This is a genomic window from Staphylococcus sp. MB377, from assembly GCF_001922505.1.
GTDB lineage: Bacteria > Bacillota > Bacilli > Staphylococcales > Staphylococcaceae > Staphylococcus > Staphylococcus haemolyticus.
The window spans coordinates 1-20,051 of sequence record NZ_MAON01000005.1 but is presented as its reverse complement, the minus strand read 5'-3'; the positions used below and the strand labels follow the sequence as shown (position 1 = coordinate 20,051).

17 protein-coding genes are annotated in these 20,051 nt (G+C 31.5%); 15 read left to right on the top strand and 2 right to left on the bottom strand.

Translation table 11 applies throughout. The features are described 5' to 3' along the window. Positions 1 to 105: 105 nt before the first annotated feature. The 5 genes from BB045_RS01245 to BB045_RS01225 all read left to right on the top strand — a co-directional run bounded on the left by BB045_RS01245 (position 106) and on the right by BB045_RS01225 (position 4,473). Positions 106 to 1,620 carry a catalase gene (locus tag BB045_RS01245; protein ID WP_070440135.1) on the top strand — a complete coding sequence of 505 codons (1,515 nt, stop codon included), beginning with the start codon at positions 106 to 108 and terminating at the stop codon, positions 1,618 to 1,620. 89 nt (positions 1,621 to 1,709) lie between these two features. After that, a complete protein-coding gene (gene rpmG, locus BB045_RS01240; RefSeq protein ID WP_001265708.1) occupies positions 1,710 to 1,859 on the top strand; it encodes a 50S ribosomal protein L33 in 150 nt (49 codons plus the stop codon). Between the two features lie 180 nt (positions 1,860 to 2,039). Next, entirely contained in the window at positions 2,040 to 2,309 is a 270-nt protein-coding gene (gene rpsN, locus BB045_RS01235; protein ID WP_070440137.1) for a 30S ribosomal protein S14, read from the top strand. Positions 2,310 to 2,455: 146 nt separating this feature from the next. Further along, positions 2,456 to 3,433 (top strand): GMP reductase, encoded by a 978-nt coding sequence (gene guaC / locus BB045_RS01230; RefSeq protein ID WP_070440139.1) that lies wholly within the window; start codon positions 2,456 to 2,458, stop codon positions 3,431 to 3,433. Positions 3,434 to 3,447: 14 nt separating this feature from the next. Further along, entirely contained in the window at positions 3,448 to 4,473 is a 1,026-nt protein-coding gene (locus BB045_RS01225; RefSeq protein WP_070440141.1) for a CAP domain-containing protein, read from the top strand. 229 nt (positions 4,474 to 4,702) lie between these two features. Here BB045_RS01225 and lexA read toward each other — a convergent pair whose 3' ends face one another. Further along, a complete protein-coding gene (gene lexA, locus BB045_RS01220) occupies positions 4,703 to 5,326 on the bottom strand; it encodes a transcriptional repressor LexA (protein WP_011275859.1) in 624 nt (207 codons plus the stop codon). Positions 5,327 to 5,468: 142 nt separating this feature from the next. Here lexA and sosA point away from each other — a divergent pair, with 142 nt between their 5' ends. The 7 genes from sosA to sbcC all read left to right on the top strand — a co-directional run bounded on the left by sosA (position 5,469) and on the right by sbcC (position 13,949). Next, positions 5,469 to 5,702, top strand: a complete 234-nt coding sequence (sosA, locus tag BB045_RS01215) for a DNA damage-induced cell division inhibitor SosA (RefSeq protein WP_033080041.1) — start codon at positions 5,469 to 5,471, stop codon at positions 5,700 to 5,702. 123 nt (positions 5,703 to 5,825) lie between these two features. Beyond that, positions 5,826 to 6,059, top strand: coding sequence for a DUF896 domain-containing protein (locus BB045_RS01210; RefSeq protein ID WP_016931078.1), 234 nt, complete (start codon positions 5,826 to 5,828; stop codon positions 6,057 to 6,059). Between the two features lie 103 nt (positions 6,060 to 6,162). Then, a complete protein-coding gene (gene tkt, locus BB045_RS01205; RefSeq protein WP_075140411.1) occupies positions 6,163 to 8,151 on the top strand; it encodes a transketolase in 1,989 nt (662 codons plus the stop codon). A gap of 220 nt (positions 8,152 to 8,371) precedes the next feature. Then, positions 8,372 to 8,614, top strand: coding sequence for a YneF family protein (locus tag BB045_RS01200; RefSeq protein WP_011275855.1), 243 nt, complete (start codon positions 8,372 to 8,374; stop codon positions 8,612 to 8,614). 158 nt (positions 8,615 to 8,772) lie between these two features. After that, a complete protein-coding gene (locus tag BB045_RS01195) occupies positions 8,773 to 9,240 on the top strand; it encodes a CcdC family protein (protein WP_070440147.1) in 468 nt (155 codons plus the stop codon). Positions 9,241 to 9,784: 544 nt separating this feature from the next. Continuing rightward, positions 9,785 to 10,909 carry an exonuclease subunit SbcD gene (gene sbcD / locus BB045_RS01190; RefSeq protein WP_070440149.1) on the top strand — a complete coding sequence of 375 codons (1,125 nt, stop codon included), beginning with the start codon at positions 9,785 to 9,787 and terminating at the stop codon, positions 10,907 to 10,909. 4 nt (positions 10,910 to 10,913) lie between these two features. Beyond that, positions 10,914 to 13,949: an exonuclease subunit SbcC gene (gene sbcC / locus BB045_RS01185; protein WP_070440151.1), complete on the top strand. Its 3,036-nt coding sequence runs from the start codon at positions 10,914 to 10,916 to the stop codon at positions 13,947 to 13,949. Between the two features lie 55 nt (positions 13,950 to 14,004). Here the strand turns inward: sbcC and mscL are convergent, their stop codons facing one another. Continuing rightward, the gene (gene mscL, locus BB045_RS01180; protein ID WP_033080045.1) at positions 14,005 to 14,358 is read right to left on the bottom strand and encodes a large conductance mechanosensitive channel protein MscL; all 354 of its coding nucleotides are present in this window, start codon (positions 14,356 to 14,358) and stop codon (positions 14,005 to 14,007) included. Positions 14,359 to 14,547: 189 nt separating this feature from the next. Between mscL and BB045_RS01175 the strand changes: the two genes are divergently transcribed. The 3 genes from BB045_RS01175 (at position 14,548) to menI (ending at position 19,751) form a co-directional block, all read left to right on the top strand. Beyond that, positions 14,548 to 16,185: a BCCT family transporter gene (locus BB045_RS01175; RefSeq protein WP_075140410.1), complete on the top strand. Its 1,638-nt coding sequence runs from the start codon at positions 14,548 to 14,550 to the stop codon at positions 16,183 to 16,185. Positions 16,186 to 16,480: 295 nt separating this feature from the next. Continuing rightward, the gene (gene acnA, locus BB045_RS01170; protein ID WP_075140409.1) at positions 16,481 to 19,186 is read left to right on the top strand and encodes an aconitate hydratase AcnA; all 2,706 of its coding nucleotides are present in this window, start codon (positions 16,481 to 16,483) and stop codon (positions 19,184 to 19,186) included. Between the two features lie 94 nt (positions 19,187 to 19,280). Beyond that, complete coding sequence (gene menI, locus BB045_RS01165) at positions 19,281 to 19,751, top strand: 1,4-dihydroxy-2-naphthoyl-CoA hydrolase MenI (RefSeq protein ID WP_070440159.1); 471 nt, start codon at positions 19,281 to 19,283, stop codon at positions 19,749 to 19,751. The last annotated feature ends 300 nt before the right edge of the window (positions 19,752 to 20,051 follow it).

The window sequence follows — 20,051 nt, the reverse complement described above, 5'->3', positions numbered from 1 at the left end:
CACTTTGTAGTTTTTTTAAAAATGCTTTAATTATAGGGGTTATGGCTTTAATTATAGTAGATTCTAAATTATAATAATTATAAATAAGTGAAAGGAGAATTAACTATGGCGAAAGATGATAAAAGATTAACTGGTTTGTTTGGGCACCCTGTTTCAGATAGAGAAAATAGTATGACAGCTGGTCCGAGAGGCCCATTATTAATGCAAGATGCATACTTTTTAGAACAAATGTCTCATTTTGATCGTGAAGTAATTCCTGAACGTCGTATGCACGCTAAAGGTTCAGGTGCATTTGGTACATTTACTGTAACAAATGATATTACGAAATATACAAATGCTAAAATTTTTTCAGAAGTAGGTAAACAAACAGAAATGTTTGCACGATTCTCAACAGTTGCCGGTGAACGTGGGGCAGCTGACTTAGAGAGAGATATCCGTGGATTTGCACTTAAATTCTATACGGAAGAAGGTAACTGGGACTTAGTAGGTAACAACACACCCGTGTTCTTCTTTAGAGATCCTAAGTTGTTTGTTAGTTTAAACCGTGCTGTTAAAAGAGACCCACGTACTAATATGAGAAGTCCTCAAAATAACTGGGATTTCTGGACTGGCGTACCAGAGGCACTTCACCAAGTTACAATTTTAATGTCAGATAGAGGTATGCCAAAAGACTTCCGTCATATGCATGGTTTCGGTTCACATACGTATTCTATGTACAATGACGAGGGTGAACGTGTTTGGGTTAAATATCATTTCAGAACTCAACAGGGCATCGAAAATTACACAGATGATGAAGCGGCTGAAATTGTAGGTCAAGATAGAGAATCATCACAACGTGACTTATACGATGCAATTGAAAATGGCAATTATCCAAAATGGAAAATGTATATCCAAGTTATGACTGAGGAGCAAGCTAAAAATCATCCAGATAATCCGTTTGATTTAACTAAAGTTTGGTATAAAGGTGATTACCCATTAATTGAAGTGGGTGAATTTGAGCTAAATAGAAACCCAGAGAATTATTTCATGGATGTTGAACAAGCTGCTTTCGCTCCAACAAACATTATTCCTGGTCTAGACTTCTCACCAGATAAAATGTTACAAGGACGTCTATTCTCATATGGTGATGCGCAACGTTATAGATTAGGTGTCAATCATTGGCAAATTCCTGTTAACCAACCTAAAGGTGTTGGCATTGAAAATATGTGTCCATTCAGTCGTGATGGTCAAATGAGATTCCTTGATGGAAATCAAGGTGGTGGACCTCATTATTATCCAAATAATAAAGGTGTTTACCAATCACAACCTGAATATAAAAAACCAGCATTCCCAGTAGATGGAGACGGTTATGAGTACAATCAAAGACAAGATGATGATAATTACTTTGAACAACCTGGTAAATTATTCCGTTTACAATCTGATGATGCCAAAGAAAGAATCTTTACTAACACAGCAAATGCGATGGATGGTGTGAGTGAAGACGTTAAACATAGACACATTCGTCATTGTTATAAAGCTGATCCAGAATATGGTAAAGGTGTTGCCAAAGCATTAGAAATCGATATTAATGATGTTGATTTAGAAGGTACTAACGACGAAACTTACGAGAATTTTAAATAGTACTAAAAAATTAGATTGCGTAGAGCATTTTAATATGGTAAAATTTTAAATCGTAAGTATTCCTAGTTAAATGAGAAAGGATGTTAATTATGCGCGTTAATGTAACATTAGCTTGCACAGAATGTGGCGATCGTAATTATATTACTACTAAAAATAAACGTAATAATCCTGAGCGTATTGAAATGAAAAAATATTGCCCAAGATTAAATAAATACACGCTACACCGTGAAACTAAATAATCTCTTATCTTTTAAATACGACATTAAAGATAAAGTAAGAACTTGCCGAAGTATAATAATCTTATACTTCGGTTTTTTAATTATTTAAATGAAATTAAGTCATCAGTCTTGTAAATTTAAAATCATGTGTTATTATATAAAACGTAATTATTACGATTTAAAATAACAGGAGTGATATATATGGCAAAAAAATCTAAAATTGCTAAAGAAATAAAAAGAGAAAAATTAGTTAATCAATATTATGAATTACGTAAAGAATTAAAAGCTAAAGGAGATTATGAAGCATTACGTAAGTTGCCACGTGATTCTTCACCAACGCGTTTAACTCGAAGATGTAAAGTAACAGGACGTCCAAGAGGTGTATTAAGAAAATTTGAAATGTCTAGAATTGCTTTTAGAGAACATGCACACAAAGGACAAATCCCGGGCGTTAAAAAATCAAGTTGGTAAAATACAAATCTAGTACTTTAGTCCATTTACAAGACAATTAAAAAATTGTAAAGTATATAAGGGTGAGAAAATGAATGATTTTTATATTTAATATACTAAAAGTTCGTTTTTACTTAATAAATATGATTGTATAGGGGCTAAAAAGTATGAAAATTTTTGATTATGAAGATATTCAATTAATTCCAAATAAATGTATAGTTGAAAGTCGTTCGGAATGTGATACAACTGTTCAATTTGGACCTAAAACGTTTAAGTTACCTGTTGTGCCAGCGAATATGCAAACTGTTATGAGTGAAGAATTAGCGCATTGGTTCGCTAAAAATGATTATTTTTATATTATGCATCGATTTGACGAAGCAGCTCGTATTCCATTTATTCAAAACATGCAAAAAGACGGATTGTTTGCTTCTATTTCTGTAGGTGTTAAAGCAAATGAATTTAAATTTATTGAAGAATTAGCTGACAAACAATTAGTTCCTGAATATATTACGATTGATATAGCTCATGGTCATTCAGATTCAGTTATTAAAATGATTAAACACATAAAAAAATATATTCCAAAAACATTTGTAATTGCTGGAAATGTTGGTACGCCAGAAGGTGTTAGAGAACTTGAAAACGCAGGTGCAGATGCAACTAAAGTTGGTATTGGACCAGGTAGAGTTTGTATCACAAAAATAAAAACTGGTTTTGGCACTGGTGGTTGGCAATTAGCAGCATTAAATATTTGTAGTAAAGCAGCGCGTAAACCTATAATCGCTGATGGTGGCTTAAGAACACATGGCGATATTGCTAAATCAATTCGATTTGGTGCAAGCATGGTAATGATAGGATCTCTATTTGCGGCTCATGAAGAATCACCAGGTGAAACTGTTGAATTAGACGGCAAACGTTATAAAGAGTATTTTGGTAGTGCATCTGAATTCCAAAAAGGTGAACACAAGAATGTTGAAGGTAAAAAAATGTTTGTTGAACATAAAGGATCATTAAAAGATACTTTAGTTGAAATGCAACAAGACTTACAAAGCTCAATTTCATATGCAGGTGGAAAAGATTTAAAATCATTAACAACTGTCGATTATGTTATAGTGCGAAATTCAATTTTTAATGGGGATAAGGATTAAAACTTGAGTGGTAGGTGTATGTTATTAAAAAATTCCTTTTATTTTCTTTGGTGTTATTAGTTGTAGCTTTATTCATACCATTAAAGGAAAATCAAGCACTAGTAAAATTTCAGAATGACGTAAGAAGTAAAGTTCAGCAAGTTATGAATCAAGATTCGAGTTTAAAAAGCAATTCGCTCAAAACACCTACAAAACAGGACTTTGCTATTAATAATATTCAGATGAATATGTCTAAAGACAAAGTTGAAAATCAATTGGGGAAACCTAAAAGAGTAACATCTAATGAATATGGCACTAAATGGTATACCTATTACAATAATGATTACGATAATTTCATAATGGTTAGCTATTTAGGAAATAAAGTCAATGCTTTATATAGTAATCAAAATGTCATTACATCTAAATCTAAGGTGAAATATAACACCCCTAAAAATGTTGTTGAGGATAGACTTGGTAAACCTTTAAAAGAAATTGTTAAAGGTAGATACCGTGTTGATATAAGTAGCGATGAGTATGATGTTTTCCATGAAGATAATATTTATACAACTGTTTTTTATGATAAACATAATGACAATGGAGTTACTGCATTACTTCAAGTTAGTGACGCTATGGAAAAAAGGTTGACTCAACATTACGGTGCACCATCTTCAACATTAGAACAAAGCTTTGAATATCAAAATTATGATTTAGTTAATTCTGAGCGTAAACAGCATGGGTTGAATACACTTAGTTACTCGAAAAATGTCTCCAATACAGCAAGAAACCATAGTGAAGACATGGCAAAACAAAATTACTTTGATCATAATAATTTAGATGGTGAATCTCCTTTTGATCGATTAAAAGATGATGACATTGATTTCAATGCGGCAGGTGAAAATTTAGCGTATGGGCAACAAAATAGTATATTTGCTCATGAGGGGTTAATGAATTCACTTGGTCATAGAAAGAATATATTGAATACAAATTTCAGTACTCTAGGCGTAGGCGTTGATTTTAATGACAAACGACAACCATTTTGGACAGAAAATTATACGGGCTAAGTGTTTTAATACGACTTATTAAGGGTATCTTTTAGTTGATAAGGAAGTTGATATTATGACAACTAAAGATGTTAATAAACTAGATATTCTAGATAAGGTTAAAGAAATTTTAAATAAAAATGAAAATGAAAAACAAAAGAACTAGCAAAGTTTACATTGTAGACTTTGCTAGTTCTTTGTATATAGAAATATATAAGAGAGAGGTTAACGTAAATTTTAGAAATTAAAACTACAGTTCTCTGTATAAACCAATAACTTTACCGATAACAGTAACGTTATCAAGATAAATAGGACTCATTGTACTATTTTCAGGTTGTAATCTATAACGTGTTTTTTCTTTATAGAAGCGTTTAACTGTTGCTTCATCATCTTCAGTCATAGCAACAATGATGTCCCCATTTTCAGCAATGGTTTGGCTTCTAACTATAACTTTATCTCCATCTAAAATACCTGCCTCAATCATACTTTCACCCACGACATTTAAAATAAAGATATCACTATTGTGAGTTGATGTTAAATGTTCTGGTAAAGGGAAATATTCCTCAATATTTTCAACTGCAGTAATCGGAATTCCGGCAGTAACTTTACCAATTACAGGAACATAAATTGTTTCCTCCATATTAACTGCATCGTTAGTTTGTTCGCTAACAATTTCAATGGCTCTCGGTTTCGTAGGGTCTCGTTTAATATATCCTTTTTCTTCTAGTCTAGATAAATGACCATGAACAGTTGAACTTGACGCTAATCCTACTGCTTCACCAATTTCTCGTACGCTTGGTGGATATCCTTTAGTTTGTACTACATGTTTAATGTAATCGTATATTTCACTTTGACGTTTAGTTAATTCTCTCATATATAGGCACTCCCTAATTTTATTTAACTACATTATAGCACTGATTTAAATATTGAACAAACATTTGTTCGTTTTTATGTTGACTAAGAACAAATGTTCTGATAAAGTATTTATATAAACAAATGTTCTAGAGGTGAAAGTAATGTTTAATAAATATAAAAATAAATTATTAACTAATATAGCTGTTGTATCAATATCTTGTGTTGTTTTTATAGTATTTTTCATGAATTTATATCATAACGCTCAAATGGAACAAACGTACGAAATAACTGACCATACTATTTCTAAAAAGGCAATTATTAAAGATGACAATAAGAACGTAAATACTACAAATGGGGAACAAAATGACTACAAAGTGTTCGCGTTTGTAAGATGATTATAAATTTGAGGTCTGTCAAAGCTATTTAAATGTCAATAGCTTTTGTCTAGACCTCTTTTTTGTTATATTCTATGAAGTAAAAGAGAAAATATTAATGGGAATACAGAAAGAGTGATAGTTATGTCTAATGATAATTTAAATATAGATAGAATTAATGAGCTTGCTAAAAAGAAAAAGGAACAAGGTTTAACTGAAGCTGAAGCTAAAGAGCAATCGAAATTACGTAAAAAATACCTCGAAGCATTTAGAAAAGGGTTTAAACAACAAATTGAGAGTACAAAGGTGATAGATCCTGAAGGTAATGATGTGACACCTGAAAAATTAAAAAAGATACAAGAACAAAATAAAAATTAATAAATATTAGATTATAGTTCGTTGAGTTTAAACGATTATCAATTTCAATATTTTTAAGTTATAATATACGAAAGATGATTCAAGTAGAAGGGAAGTATTAGAGATGTTTAACGAGAAAGATCAACTAGCGATTGATACGATTAGAGCTTTAAGTATTGATGCAATCGAAGAAGCTAATTCAGGTCACCCTGGATTACCTATGGGAGCTGCACCAATGGCCTATACTTTATGGACACGCCACTTAAATTTTAATCCTCAATCTAAAGACTATTTTAATAGAGACCGTTTTGTATTGTCGGCTGGACATGGCTCTGCGCTATTATACAGCTTGTTACATGTTTCAGGCAGTCTTGAATTAGAAGAATTGAAGCAATTTAGACAATGGGGTTCTAAAACACCAGGACATCCAGAATTCAGACATACTGATGGTGTTGAAGTTACTACTGGCCCACTTGGACAAGGCTTTGCTATGTCTGTAGGTATGGCTTTAGCTGAAGACCATTTAGCAGGTAAATTTAATAAAGATGATTTCAATATTGTTGACCATTATACTTATGTGCTAGCTTCTGATGGTGATTTAATGGAAGGTATTTCTCATGAAGCTGCTTCATTTGCTGGCCATAACCAATTAGATAAGCTAATTGTTTTATATGATTCAAACGATATTTCATTAGATGGCGAATTAAATAAAGCCTTCTCTGAAGATGTTAAGAAACGATTTGAAAGTTACGGTTGGAATCACATATTAGTAAAAGATGGTAATGATTTAGACGCTATCGATAAAGCAATAACTAAAGCCAAATCTCAAAATGGTCCAACCATGATTGAAGTTAAAACAATTATCGGTTATGGTGCTCCAAACGTGAGTGGTACTAATGGTGTTCATGGTGCACCACTAGGTTCAGATGAGAGAAAATTAACTTTTGAAACATATGGTTTAGACCCTGAAAAACGTTTCAATGTGCCAGAAGAAGTATATGAAATTTTCCAAACAACTATGTTAAAACGTGCAAATGAGCATGAAGATGCATGGAAAGCATTACTAGAAAATTATTCTAAACAATATCCAGAATTAGCAGATGAATTTAAATTAGCTATTAGTGGTAAACTACCTAAAAACTATAGAGATGAGTTACCACGCTTTGATAGCGATCATAATGCAGCAACACGTGCTGATTCAGGTGAAGTAATTCAAGCATTAAGTAAATCAGTTCCGTCATTCTTTGGTGGTTCTGCTGACTTAGCTGGTTCTAACAAATCTAACGTTAAAGAAGCGACTGATTATGATAGAAATACACCTGAAGGTAAAAATATATGGTTTGGTGTACGTGAGTTCGCAATGGGTGCAGCTGTAAATGGTATGGCAGCACACGGTGGATTACACCCTTATGGTGCAACATTCTTTGTATTTAGTGACTACTTAAAACCAGCGTTGCGCTTATCAGCTATCATGGGATTAAATTCAACATTCATCTTCACACATGATTCAATCGCTGTAGGTGAAGATGGACCTACTCATGAGCCAATTGAACAATTAGCGGGCTTAAGATCAATACCAAATATGAATGTCATTCGTCCAGCTGATGGAAATGAAACAAGAGTAGCTTGGGAAGTAGCTCTTGAATCAGAACAAACACCAACTTCTTTAGTATTAACTCGTCAAAATTTACCATATTTAGATGTAGATGAAGAGACAGTTGAACAAGGTGTTCGTAAAGGTGCTTATGTGGTCTTCGAAACTGAAATTAAACCTGAGTATCTATTACTTGCTACTGGTTCAGAAGTTAGCTTAGCAATTGAAGCAGCTAAAGATTTAGATAAACAAGGTAAAGGTGTACGAGTAGTATCAATGCCTAACTGGTTTGCTTTTGAACAACAATCAGAAGAATATAAAGAGTCTGTAATTCCTAAAGAAATTACTAAACGTGTTGCAATTGAAATGGCATCTCCATTAGGTTGGCACAAATATGTAGGCACTGAAGGTAAAGTGATAGGTATTGACCAATTTGGTGCAAGTGCCCCTGGCGACTTAGTCGTAGAAAAATATGGTTTCACTAAAGAAAATGTATTAAATCAAATTCACACATTTTAATATTAGATAAGAAATTAGAGAACTGAGAAGGCTTTCATTGGAAAGTCTTCTTTAATTTGAATGAGCAATACAAAATAATTTTTAAGTTAACTAAAAATAAGTATTACATTCGTTTAAGTATTTGTTATGATAACAAATGGATGCAGAATTACTAACTAGCTCTTGAAAATAGAATAGTAATTTAGTAAAATTCAGTAGGATATAGAAAGTGGGTGAAACAATGGCAACATGGTTAGCAATTTTATTAATCATTGTAGCGCTTATCGGTGGACTAGTTGGTGGTTTCTTTTTAGCACGTAAATATATGATGGATTATTTGAAAAAAAACCCACCTATTAATGAAGAAATGTTACGAATGATGATGATGCAAATGGGTCAAAAACCATCGCAAAAGAAAATCAATCAAATGATGACAATGATGAATAAAAACATGGATCAAAACATGAAAAGTTCAAAAAAATAATTTTTAAATGGATTGTAGTACCTTTAAGGTTTACAATCCTTTATTTTTGTAGTAAAACAACTTTAGTATTATTAAAAAAGAAAAATATTTAATAATCTAAATAACTTACAATGAGTAATAAAGAGTAAGAGTTTATGAATATATAAGAAGGTGTAACGTTGGCGTATTTAATTTTTTCTATTGTATTTGCTTTATTTATGGGTATAGTAGTAATTTTTATTCGAATGAAAGCTCAAAACTTTCCTGTTAATGAAAAGAAAATTATATTACCACCATTTTTCATGGCTACAGGCGCATTGATGTATGTGATTCCGTACTTTAGATTGACTGGTACTGAAATTTTAGAGTCGATTATTCTAGGTGTCTTATTCTCATCTGTTCTTATATGGACAAGTCACTTTGAGGTACATGGTACTGAAATTTATATGAAGCGCTCAAAAGCATTTCCAATCATTTTAATTTCCTTATTAATTATACGCACTTTAATTAAAATATTTATCAGTAGTAAAATTGATCCTGGTGAAATTGGCGGCATGTTCTTCTTACTTGCGTTTAGCATGATTGTTCCTTGGAGATTAGCAATGTTATATAAATATAAAAAGTTGAAAAGGTCAACTGTCAAATAATTGAATAATGATTTAAAAAATGATGTATTTTAAATTACTTTGAAAATTTTAGTAGAGCCTGGGACATAAATTAATATCTCAGGCTATAATTACATATTGGAAGTAGTTGAATGAATTAAAAACATACTTGTAACAAGCTTTTTTAATTCGATTCAACCTTGCCGGGCTGAGCGGGGTCCCAACAAAGAGAATTTCCAAATAAGAAATTTTACAAGTAATGCAAGTTGGGGTTAGGGCCCTAACGAAGAGAATTTCCAAATAAGAAATTTTACAAGTAATGCAAGTTGGGGTTAGGGCCCCAACAAAGAGAATTTCCAAATAAGAAATTTTACAAGTAATGCAAGTTGGGGTTGGGGCTCCAACAAAGAGAATTTCAAAATAAGAAATTCTACAAGCAGAGCATGTTGGGGTTATTAATAGCTGCTCAATAACATAGGTGGGACAATGAATTTAAATTAATCATCTGTTCCATCTTTTTTAGTTTGAACAATAGTGTGATTCAAGATATAATATACACGAACAAATGTTCTAAAGGGAGGTCATTATGAAGGTTATTCACACTGCTGATTGGCATTTAGGTAAGATTTTAAATGGTAAGCAATTTTTAGAAGATCAACATTACATATTGAACAAATTTATTGATAATTTGAAGGAAGAGAAACCAGATGTTCTGGTTATTTCGGGTGATATATATGATACGTCTTATCCTAGTAAGGAGACCATTAGACTTTTTGAAGAAACGATTAAAACTATAAATGTAAATATGAAAATTCCTACAATTATAACCAATGGAAATCATGATGGTAGAGAAAGATTAAATTATGGGTCAACATGGTTTGAGTTTTCACAATTATATATTAGAACGCAACTAGAATTAATGTCTACACCTATAACTATTAATAATATTAACTTTTACACACTTCCTTTTGCCACTATTAGTGAAATTAAGGCTTACTTTAATGATGATGATATCAAGACATATGAGCAAGCAACTCAAAAGTGTATTAACCACATTTCGAAGATTATAGACCCTAATCAAATTAATATTTTAATTGGCCATTTAACCATAAAAGGTGGTAAAACATCAGAATCTGAAAGGCCACTTACAATTGGAACCGTTGAAAGTGTAGAAAGCGCTAACTTCCAAATTTTTGACAAAGTACTATTAGGACATCTTCATCATCCATTTAGTATTACAGATAATATTGTTGATTACAGTGGTTCGTTATTACAATACTCATTTTCTGAAGTGAACCAGGCCAAAGGATACAAAAAATTAATGATTAGTTCAAAAAATGACATAAATATTAAGTTTGTACAATTAAAACCTTTAAGAGAGTTAGAGCAAATTGAAGGTGACTACTCGTCTGTTATACAAGGTGACGTTCCTGTGAAAAATAAGGACAATTATTTTCACTTCAAACTTAAAAATATGTCTCATGTCACGGACCCTATCATCCACCTTAAACAGATATATCCAAATACACTTTCGCTTAGTAATATCACTTTTGAAAATCATAATAAATCAACGTACGCAGATTTTAAAACTACAGATGATCCTACAATAATTAAAAATTTCTACAAAACAATTACAGATGAAGATTTAACAAATTATCAAGAGAAGAAAATACATCAATTATTAAATCAAGTTATCAATAGGGAGGATTAAATAATTGAGACCAACTAAATTAATACTTAATAATTTTGGACCTTTCATACATGAAGTTATTGATTTTGAACAAATAAATAATGAACAGTTATTTTTAATTAGTGGAAAAACTGGTTCGGGAAAAACTATGTTATTTGATGGCATTGTTTATGCTCTATTTGGTAAGGCTTCTACAGAAGGTAGAAATGAGGGAGAATTACGAAGTCATTTTGCTGATGGTAAATCTCCGATGAGTGTAGAATATGAATTTAAAATTAAAGATAAAAAATTTAAAATATCTAGACAGGCTGGATTTATTAAAGAGGGGAATATTTCTTTAACACCTGGTAAACTTGATGTTTTTGAATTTGATGAAGAAAGTCAGCTTTACGAACTACGAGAGAGTAAAATCAGCTCTGGTAATGGTTTTATCAAAGATTTGTTAGGTATCAACGCTGAACAATTCAGACAATTATTCATATTACCTCAAGGAGAATTTAAGAAATTTTTAGTATCTAATAGTTCCGATAAGCAAAGTATTTTAAGAACATTATTCAATAGTATCCGTTTTGAAGAGATGCAAAATTTATTGTTAAATCAAGTTAAAGACGAGAAGAAGCAAATAGAATCACGTTATAGTCAGATTCAAATACTTTGGGAAGATATTGAAACATTTGAGAATGATGAATTAATTCAATTTAAATCTTTGAATAGTATGCAAACCAAAGACATTATTAATGCAATACCTCAGTTCGAACAAGTAGGTCAACACTTAAATGAAAAATATGAACAATTAAAATCTGAACATCATGATGCGCTTGAAGCTATTAAAAGAAAAATTGAAGAAAACAATAAATTAATAGAATCACTTAAAGAACTTGATCGAAATAAAAATAAGAAAGTTCAACTAGAAAAAAACAAAGTTAGTATTGAAAAATTAAAAGCTGAATTACGTAAAATTATGGAAATTAAACCCTTGAGTCAATTGTATAATCAAAGAAACGCAAAAGAACAAAAATATGAAAATACTAAGGTTAAGCTAAATTCTATTCTTGAAGAGTTACATAAACTTAATGATAAATTAGAGAAATTTAAGAAAGAAAAAGAAATTTTAAATGAACAATCAGAAGATATTAACATTAAGTCTGTATATATTGATAAAACTAAACAGTTTTATACAAACATAAATAAGTATTATGAAGCCTTTAACGAAATTAAACAAAATGAAACATACTTAAAAGAGAATAATCAAAAGCAAGAAGAAAATAAGAATTTAATTGATAAATTGAATAATGATATAGCTAAAATAGATGTAAATAACGAGAATATTGACGAAATAACACAGGAGATATTCCAATTAAAAAACACTTTTGATAAAAAAGTGACTTTGAGAGAAAACAAGAAAAAATACCAATCTTTAAGTCAAAAATACAACGAAACAGAGAAAAGTATTAAAAAGACTAAAGAACAAATTTCAGATTTAAAACTTCAATTAGAAAATATAGACAAGTCAAATATTGATTTAAATGATAAACAAACATTTATTCAAGAAATTCAAAATGCACTTCATGTTGGAGATACATGTCCTATATGTGGTAATGAAATTGAGTCTCTCAATGAACATATTAATTTTGATGAAATTGCTAAGAATCAAAATTTAATAAAAGAAGTTAATAATCAGTTAAATAAAAAAATAAATGAGTTAACTAAACTTGAAACCACTTCTGATTATATTAGTAATCAAATGAGTGAGTTAGAAATAAGTGATGATGAAATTAGTGATATCGACGAAATAGAACAACAATTAAAAACTAAAAATAAGGAAAAAGAAAAACTACAAATTCAAATTAAGCAACGTGAAAAGTTTAAAAGTACACTAGATAAGCATAAAGATATTAATCATAGCTTGCAAATTAAGCATGAAAAACTTTTATCATTGAAGCATCAATTTGAAACACTAATAAAAGAATTTAAAAGTTACACTAATTATGATGAAACTAATAAATTTGAACAGTGCTTTAAGCAATATGAACAAATAGTAACTGATTATGTATCTAAGAACGAAGTATTAGAGAAAGAAATAAATCAAACAAAACAACAAATTGAAATCGAAACAAATAATCTAAACAATAATCAATTAGTTATTAAAGAACTTGAACAAGAAATTAGTGGTCATAGCGATGAAATTAATCAAGAAATGAAGCGAATTGGACTAAATTCATACAAAGATGTTGAAATTTTATTATCTAAGTTAGACAACAAAGAGCAAATTGAAATGAAAATTCAGCAATATGAGCATGATCATCAAAAACTTACTTTAGAGATTGAACGACTATCTCAACTTACAAAAGACAATAAACCTGAATCGGTTGAAAAATTGGAAGCTACAAAAACTGAAATTGAATCCAACTATAATAAGTTTGTTGAAGCGAGTGCTACAATTCAATATCAAGTACAGAAAAATAAAGACAAATTTAATAGTATAATGGATCATATAAATTATTTAGAGAAAGAATTAAAAGAACAACAAGAAATCTTTGAATTATCAGAGGTACTATCAGGAAAAAATAATAAAAAATTGACGCTTGAAAACTATGTGCTTGTTTATTACTTAGAACGAATCATCCATCAAGCAAATATTCGTTTAGAACGTATGAGTGGGGAAAGATATCAGCTAAAAAGAAGAGAATCTATATCTCATGGTTATAGTGGTTTAGAAATTGAAGTGTTTGATTTTCATTCAAATAAATCTAGACATATTAGTTCATTATCAGGTGGTGAAACGTTCCAAGCATCTCTAGCTTTAGCACTAGGATTGAGTGAAGTGGTTCAACAAGAATCTGGTGGTATTACCCTTGAGTCGATGTTTATAGATGAAGGCTTTGGTACGTTAGATCAAGAAACATTAGAAACTGCTCTAGATACTTTGGTTAAATTAAAAACTTCAGGCAGGATGGTTGGTATCATATCTCACGTTAGTGAACTTAAACAACGCATTCCATTAATACTTGAGGTAACATCGAATCAATATCAAAGTCAAACTCGATTTAAGTGGAACTAAAAAAAGACCGTATGGCAAAATTAATACAATATTGCCATACGGTCTTAAATTATGATTATTTAGCTCTTAACAAATCGCGGATTTCTGTTAATAAAACAGTATTTTCTTCGATTTCTTCTTCAGGCTCTTCTTTCTTCACTAAAGTATTTGCGATTTTAACAAATATAAATAGTGCGATTGCTACAATTATAAAATCAATAATTGATTGGATAAATAGGCCATATTTAATTCCCCAGAATTCCCAATCTTTAGCAAAATCAACAGAACCGAAAATTTTACCAATTAATGGCATGATAATGTATGTAACTAATGATGTAACAATTTTATTGAATGCTGCACCCATAACTACAGCGATTGCTAAATCTAGCACGTTACCTTTAAGAGCAAACTCTTTAAATTCTTTAAACATAATTCAATACCCTTCACATAAGAATAAAATATATTATACAACATATAAATATTTTAGTAAATGTTTAATTTAAAAGAAATTTGATATTGTATAAAGGCTTTGTTATCCTTTAATATAGCATCTTAAATTACTTCAATAGTTATTTCAAACTAATTTTTAAATTTAATATAGGAAAGGAGTAAGTAAATTATGAATTCTTCTTCTGAAGAAACAAAACAAAACAAGAAGTTTTCATCGGTTTTTATTTACAGTGCTATCGTAGTAGCCATTGTTGTATTAATTGGTGCATTTTTACCTGAGCAATTTGGTAAAATTACAGGCGACATCAGTAGTTGGATTACTGAAAAGCTTGGATGGTATTACTTGATTTTGACTACTGTAATAGTATTCTTTTGTATCTTTTTAATTTTTAGTCCAATAGGTAAACTTAAACTAGGTAAACCTAATGATAAACCTGAATTTAATACTGTTTCATGGTTTGCGATGTTATTTAGTGCCGGTATGGGAATAGGTTTAGTGTTCTACGGTGCAGCTGAACCTATGGCAGATTTTGCCTCACCACCTAATGCTGATCCTAAAACTACTGAAGCATATACAGAAGCATTACGTTCTACATTTTTCCACTGGGGATTCCATGCTTGGGCTGTATATGGAGTAGTTGCATTAGCTTTAGCTTACTCACAATTTAGAAAAAATGAACCAGGTTTAATTTCACGTACACTACGCCCTATTTTAGGTGACAAAGTGGAAGGACCTATAGGAACAATTATTGACGTTCTTTCAGTATTTGCGACTGTTGTAGGTGTAGCCGTTTCACTTGGTATGGGTGCGTTACAAATTAATGGTGGACTTCATTACTTATTTGGTGTTCCAAATAATGTATGGGTTCAATCTATTATAATTGTCGTAGTTACAATATTATTTATTATTAGTGCATGGTCTGGTTTAAGTAAAGGCATTCAATATTTAAGTAACTTAAATATTGGTTTAGGTACTGTTTTAATGATTATTGCTTTAATTGTTGGACCTACTGTACTTATTTTAAATATGTTTACTAGTTCAACTGGTAGCTTATTAAATACATTCTTATTCAACAGTTTTGACACTGCAGCTTTAAATGGTCAAAAACGTGAATGGATGTCTTCATGGACCCTTTATTATTGGGGTTGGTGGTTAAGTTGGAGTCCATTCGTAGGTGTATTTATTGCACGTGTGTCTAAAGGACGTTCAATTCGTGAATTTATCTCAGGTGTTTTACTAGTACCAGCAATCGTAAGTTTCTTATGGTTCAGTGTATTTGGTGTGTTAGGTATCGAAACAGGTAAAAAACACCCTGAATTATTTAAAATGACACCTGAAACTCAGTTGTTCGGTGTATTCCACCACGTTCCATTAGGAATAGCATTATCATTTATAGCATTAGTACTAATTGCTTCATTCTTTATCACATCTGCCGATTCAGCTACATTTGTGTTGGGTATGCAAACAACATTTGGTTCTCTTGAACCTTCTAGTGCTGTAAAAGTAACATGGGGTGTTTCTCAATCATTAATCGCATTCATCTTATTACTAGCAGGTGGTGGAAACGGTGCTGACGCATTAAACGCTATTCAAAGTGCGGCAATTATAAGTGCGTTCCCATTCTCCTTTGTAGTTATAATGATGATGATTAGTTTCTATAAAGATGCAAACCAAGAACGTAAATTCTTGGGATTAACACTTCAACCAAACAAACATAGACTTCAAGATTATGTTAAATATCAACAACAAGATTATGAATCTGATATTTTAGAAAAGCGTGAATCAAGAAGAAACGCTGAAAAATAATATGAAGTCATCATAATAACATTATTACCCTTAAGTGCTTTTATAAGTACTTAAGGGTTTTTTATGAATTTTAAAGAGATCATATTATATATTAATGAAAATCATTCTCAATTAATAATATTTACTTATAGTGGTAAGTACATATGATAAGAATAACTTATATATACTGATTATAAATGCGAAAGCTAAATCACGTGAAATGTAGGTATATACAGTTGTTTTGAAAAACATATAATTATACAATTTATTTAAAGGCATATAAATATGAATTTTAATATTCAAGGGGGATATATAAATGACTTCTAACATTAAGCAACAAGCTAAAAAGACATTTGAAGCAAATGGCCAGTCATATACGTACTATGATTTAAAAAGTTTAGAAGAACAAGGTTTAACAAAAATAAGTAAATTACCTTACTCAATTCGTGTTTTATTAGAATCAGTATTAAGACAAGAAGATGAATTTGTCATTACTGATGAACATATAAAAGCGTTGGGTAACTTTGGCAATGAAGGAAATGAAGGTGAAGTACCTTTCAAACCATCTCGTGTTATTCTGCAAGACTTCACAGGTGTTCCTGCAGTTGTTGATTTAGCATCATTACGTAAGGCAATGAACGATGTTGGTGGGGATATTAATAAAATCAACCCAGAAGTGCCAGTTGACTTAGTCATTGACCACTCTGTTCAAGTTGATAGCTATGCTAATCCAGATGCATTAGAAAGAAATATGAAATTAGAATTCGAACGTAACTATGAGCGTTATCAATTTTTAAATTGGGCGACTAAAGCATTTGATAACTATAATGCTGTTCCCCCTGCAACTGGTATTGTTCACCAAGTAAACTTAGAATATCTTGCCAATGTTGTACACGTTCGCGATGTTGATGGAGAACAGACGGCATTTCCTGACACACTTGTAGGAACTGACTCTCATACTACAATGATCAATGGTATTGGTGTACTAGGTTGGGGTGTTGGTGGTATTGAAGCTGAAGCGGGTATGCTAGGACAACCTTCTTACTTCCCAATCCCTGAAGTAATTGGTGTTCGATTAACTAATTCATTACCACAAGGTTCAACAGCTACTGATTTAGCATTACGTGTGACTCAAGAACTACGTAAAAAAGGTGTAGTTGGCAAATTTGTTGAATTCTTCGGTCCTGGTGTAACTGACTTACCATTAGCAGATCGTGCAACAATCGCTAACATGGCGCCTGAATATGGTGCAACTTGTGGTTTCTTCCCAGTTGATGAAGAATCTCTTAAATATATGAGATTAACTGGACGTAAAGAAGAGCATGTTGAATTAGTTAAAGCTTATTTAGAACAAAATAATATGTTCTTCACTGTAGATAAAGAAGACCCTGAATATACAGATGTCATCGACTTAGATTTATCTACTGTTGAAGCTTCATTATCAGGTCCAAAACGTCCACAAGATTTAATTTTCTTAAGTGATATGAAGAAAGAATTTGAAAAATCTGTTACAGCACCTGCTGGTAACCAAGGACATGGACTAGATAAAAGTGAATTTGATAAAAAAGCAAATATCAATTTTGCTGATGGTTCAACTGCAACAATGAAAACAGGTGATATTGCTATCGCAGCAATCACATCATGTACAAATACATCTAACCCATATGTTATGTTAGGTGCAGGATTAGTTGCTAAAAAAGCCGTTGAAAAAGGTCTTAAAGTTCCTGAATTTGTTAAAACTTCATTAGCACCAGGTTCAAAAGTTGTAACTGGATACTTAAGAGATTCAGGTCTTCAAGAATATTTAGATGACTTAGGATTTAACTTAGTTGGTTACGGCTGTACAACATGTATTGGTAACTCTGGTCCATTATTACCTGAAATCGAAAAAGCAGTGGCTGAAGAAGATTTACTAGTTACATCAGTATTATCTGGTAACCGTAACTTTGAAGGTCGTATCCATCCATTAGTTAAAGCAAACTATTTAGCTTCTCCTCAATTAGTAGTAGCTTATGCATTAGCTGGTACAGTTGATATTGATTTACAAAATGAGCCAATTGGGAAAGGTAAAGACGGTCAAGATGTTTACTTAAACGATATCTGGCCAACAATTCAAGAGGTTGCAGATACTGTAGATAGTGTTGTAACACCTGAACTATTCTTAGAAGAATATAAAAACGTGTATAATAACAATGAAATGTGGAATGAAATAGATGTAACAGATGCACCATTATATGACTTTGATCCTAATTCAACATATATCCAAAATCCATCATTCTTCCAAGGTTTATCAAAAGAGCCTGGTACAATTGAACCACTTAAAGATTTAAGAGTTATGGGTAAATTTGGCGATTCTGTTACGACTGACCATATTTCTCCAGCCGGTGCAATCGGTAAAGACACACCAGCTGGTAAATATTTATTAGATCATGATGTATCTATTAGAAACTTTAACTCTTACGGTTCTCGACGTGGTAACCATGAAGTAATGGTAAGAGGTACATTTGCTAATATTCGTATTAAAAACCAATTAGCGCCAGGTACTGAAGGTGGATTCACTACTTACTGGCCTACAGATGAAGTAATGCCTATATATGATGCAGCGATGAAATATAAAGAAGACGGTACTGGTTTAGCTGTTTTAGCAGGAAACGACTACGGTATGGGTTCTTCTCGTGACTGGGCTGCAAAAGGTACAAACTTATTAGGTGTGAAAACTGTTATCGCTCAAAGCTATGAACGTATTCACCGTTCTAACTTAGTTATGATGGGTGTTTTACCATTACAATTTAAAGATGGTGAATCAGCAGAATCATTAGGATTAGATGGAAAAGAAGCTATCTCTGTTGATATTGACGAAACAGTAAGTCCACGTGATACTGTGAAAGTACATGCTAAAAAAGAAAATGGTGAAGTCGTTGATTTTGAAGCAATTGTACGATTTGATTCACTAGTTGAATTAGATTACTATCGTCATGGTGGTATTTTACAAATGGTTCTAAGAAATAAATTAGCGCAATAATATATGAACTTTAAAGCCATGCTGACTTTATGTTGGCATGGCTTTTTTATGTTAATATGAAATATGAATGATTTTGGAAAAGAGGTACTTAAGAATGATATACAGTATGACTGAAATTGAAGCTAGATATCAAGAAACAGATAAAATGGGTGTGATTTATCATGGTAATTATGCAACATGGTTTGAGGTTGCACGAACAGATTATATCCGAAAGTTGGGTTTTAGTTATGCAGATATGGAAAAAGAGGGCATCATTTCTCCAGTTGTAGACCTTCAAATAAAATATAGAAAATCAATTTTTTATCCTGAAAAAGTGACAATCAAAACATGGGTTGAGCAATATTCAAGACTTAAATCAGTTTATTGTTATGAAGTATATAATGAGAATGGAGAACTTGCCACAACTGGTTCAACTCAATTAATTTGTATGAAATCAAGTAATTTTCAACCAATTAGATTAGACCGTTACTTCCCAGAATGGCATAAGGTTTATAGTCATGTAGATAAATTAAATCAAGATGGAAAAGATTTTGAAGTGACACAATCAAGCGACCTTGAAATATAGATGATATACAAGACTTAGGGAGAGGAATGTATTCACTTAACCCCAGCTTGCTTTGCTTGAAGAATTTCAGAACGAAATTCTCTATGCGGGGGCCGACTATCATTTACCTTACCTTTAAAATTTTTATTGTAATTTCATGCGTTTAGATTTATCACTAATATGTATTAAAAAAAGGCTCTACGTCAAATCGGACTGATGAGTCCAAATATTGAGATTAAGCAACCTTAGGTTGTTTAATCTCTTTTTTTGTTGTTGAGGCAAATAGTCGCGAAGTTATAATAATTCGATTACGCAAATTAT

What these genes read in the sequence shown, in the direction of transcription:
- BB045_RS01200 (WP_011275855.1), top strand. Translation starts at nt 8,372, where the DNA reads ATGGCAACATGGTTAGCAATTTTATTAATCATTGTAGCGCTTATCGGT.
- BB045_RS01210 (WP_016931078.1), top strand. Translation starts at nt 5,826, where the DNA reads ATGTCTAATGATAATTTAAATATAGATAGAATTAATGAGCTTGCTAAA.
- menI (WP_070440159.1), top strand. Translation starts at nt 19,281, where the DNA reads ATGATATACAGTATGACTGAAATTGAAGCTAGATATCAAGAAACAGAT.
- mscL (WP_033080045.1), bottom strand. Translation starts at nt 14,358, where the DNA reads ATGTTTAAAGAATTTAAAGAGTTTGCTCTTAAAGGTAACGTGCTAGAT.
- guaC (WP_070440139.1), top strand. Translation starts at nt 2,456, where the DNA reads ATGAAAATTTTTGATTATGAAGATATTCAATTAATTCCAAATAAATGT.
- rpsN (WP_070440137.1), top strand. Translation starts at nt 2,040, where the DNA reads ATGGCAAAAAAATCTAAAATTGCTAAAGAAATAAAAAGAGAAAAATTA.
- tkt (WP_075140411.1), top strand. Translation starts at nt 6,163, where the DNA reads ATGTTTAACGAGAAAGATCAACTAGCGATTGATACGATTAGAGCTTTA.
- BB045_RS01245 (WP_070440135.1), top strand. Translation starts at nt 106, where the DNA reads ATGGCGAAAGATGATAAAAGATTAACTGGTTTGTTTGGGCACCCTGTT.
- sbcD (WP_070440149.1), top strand. Translation starts at nt 9,785, where the DNA reads ATGAAGGTTATTCACACTGCTGATTGGCATTTAGGTAAGATTTTAAAT.
- lexA (WP_011275859.1), bottom strand. Translation starts at nt 5,326, where the DNA reads ATGAGAGAATTAACTAAACGTCAAAGTGAAATATACGATTACATTAAA.
- acnA (WP_075140409.1), top strand. Translation starts at nt 16,481, where the DNA reads ATGACTTCTAACATTAAGCAACAAGCTAAAAAGACATTTGAAGCAAAT.
- sosA (WP_033080041.1), top strand. Translation starts at nt 5,469, where the DNA reads ATGTTTAATAAATATAAAAATAAATTATTAACTAATATAGCTGTTGTA.
- rpmG (WP_001265708.1), top strand. Translation starts at nt 1,710, where the DNA reads ATGCGCGTTAATGTAACATTAGCTTGCACAGAATGTGGCGATCGTAAT.
- BB045_RS01175 (WP_075140410.1), top strand. Translation starts at nt 14,548, where the DNA reads ATGAATTCTTCTTCTGAAGAAACAAAACAAAACAAGAAGTTTTCATCG.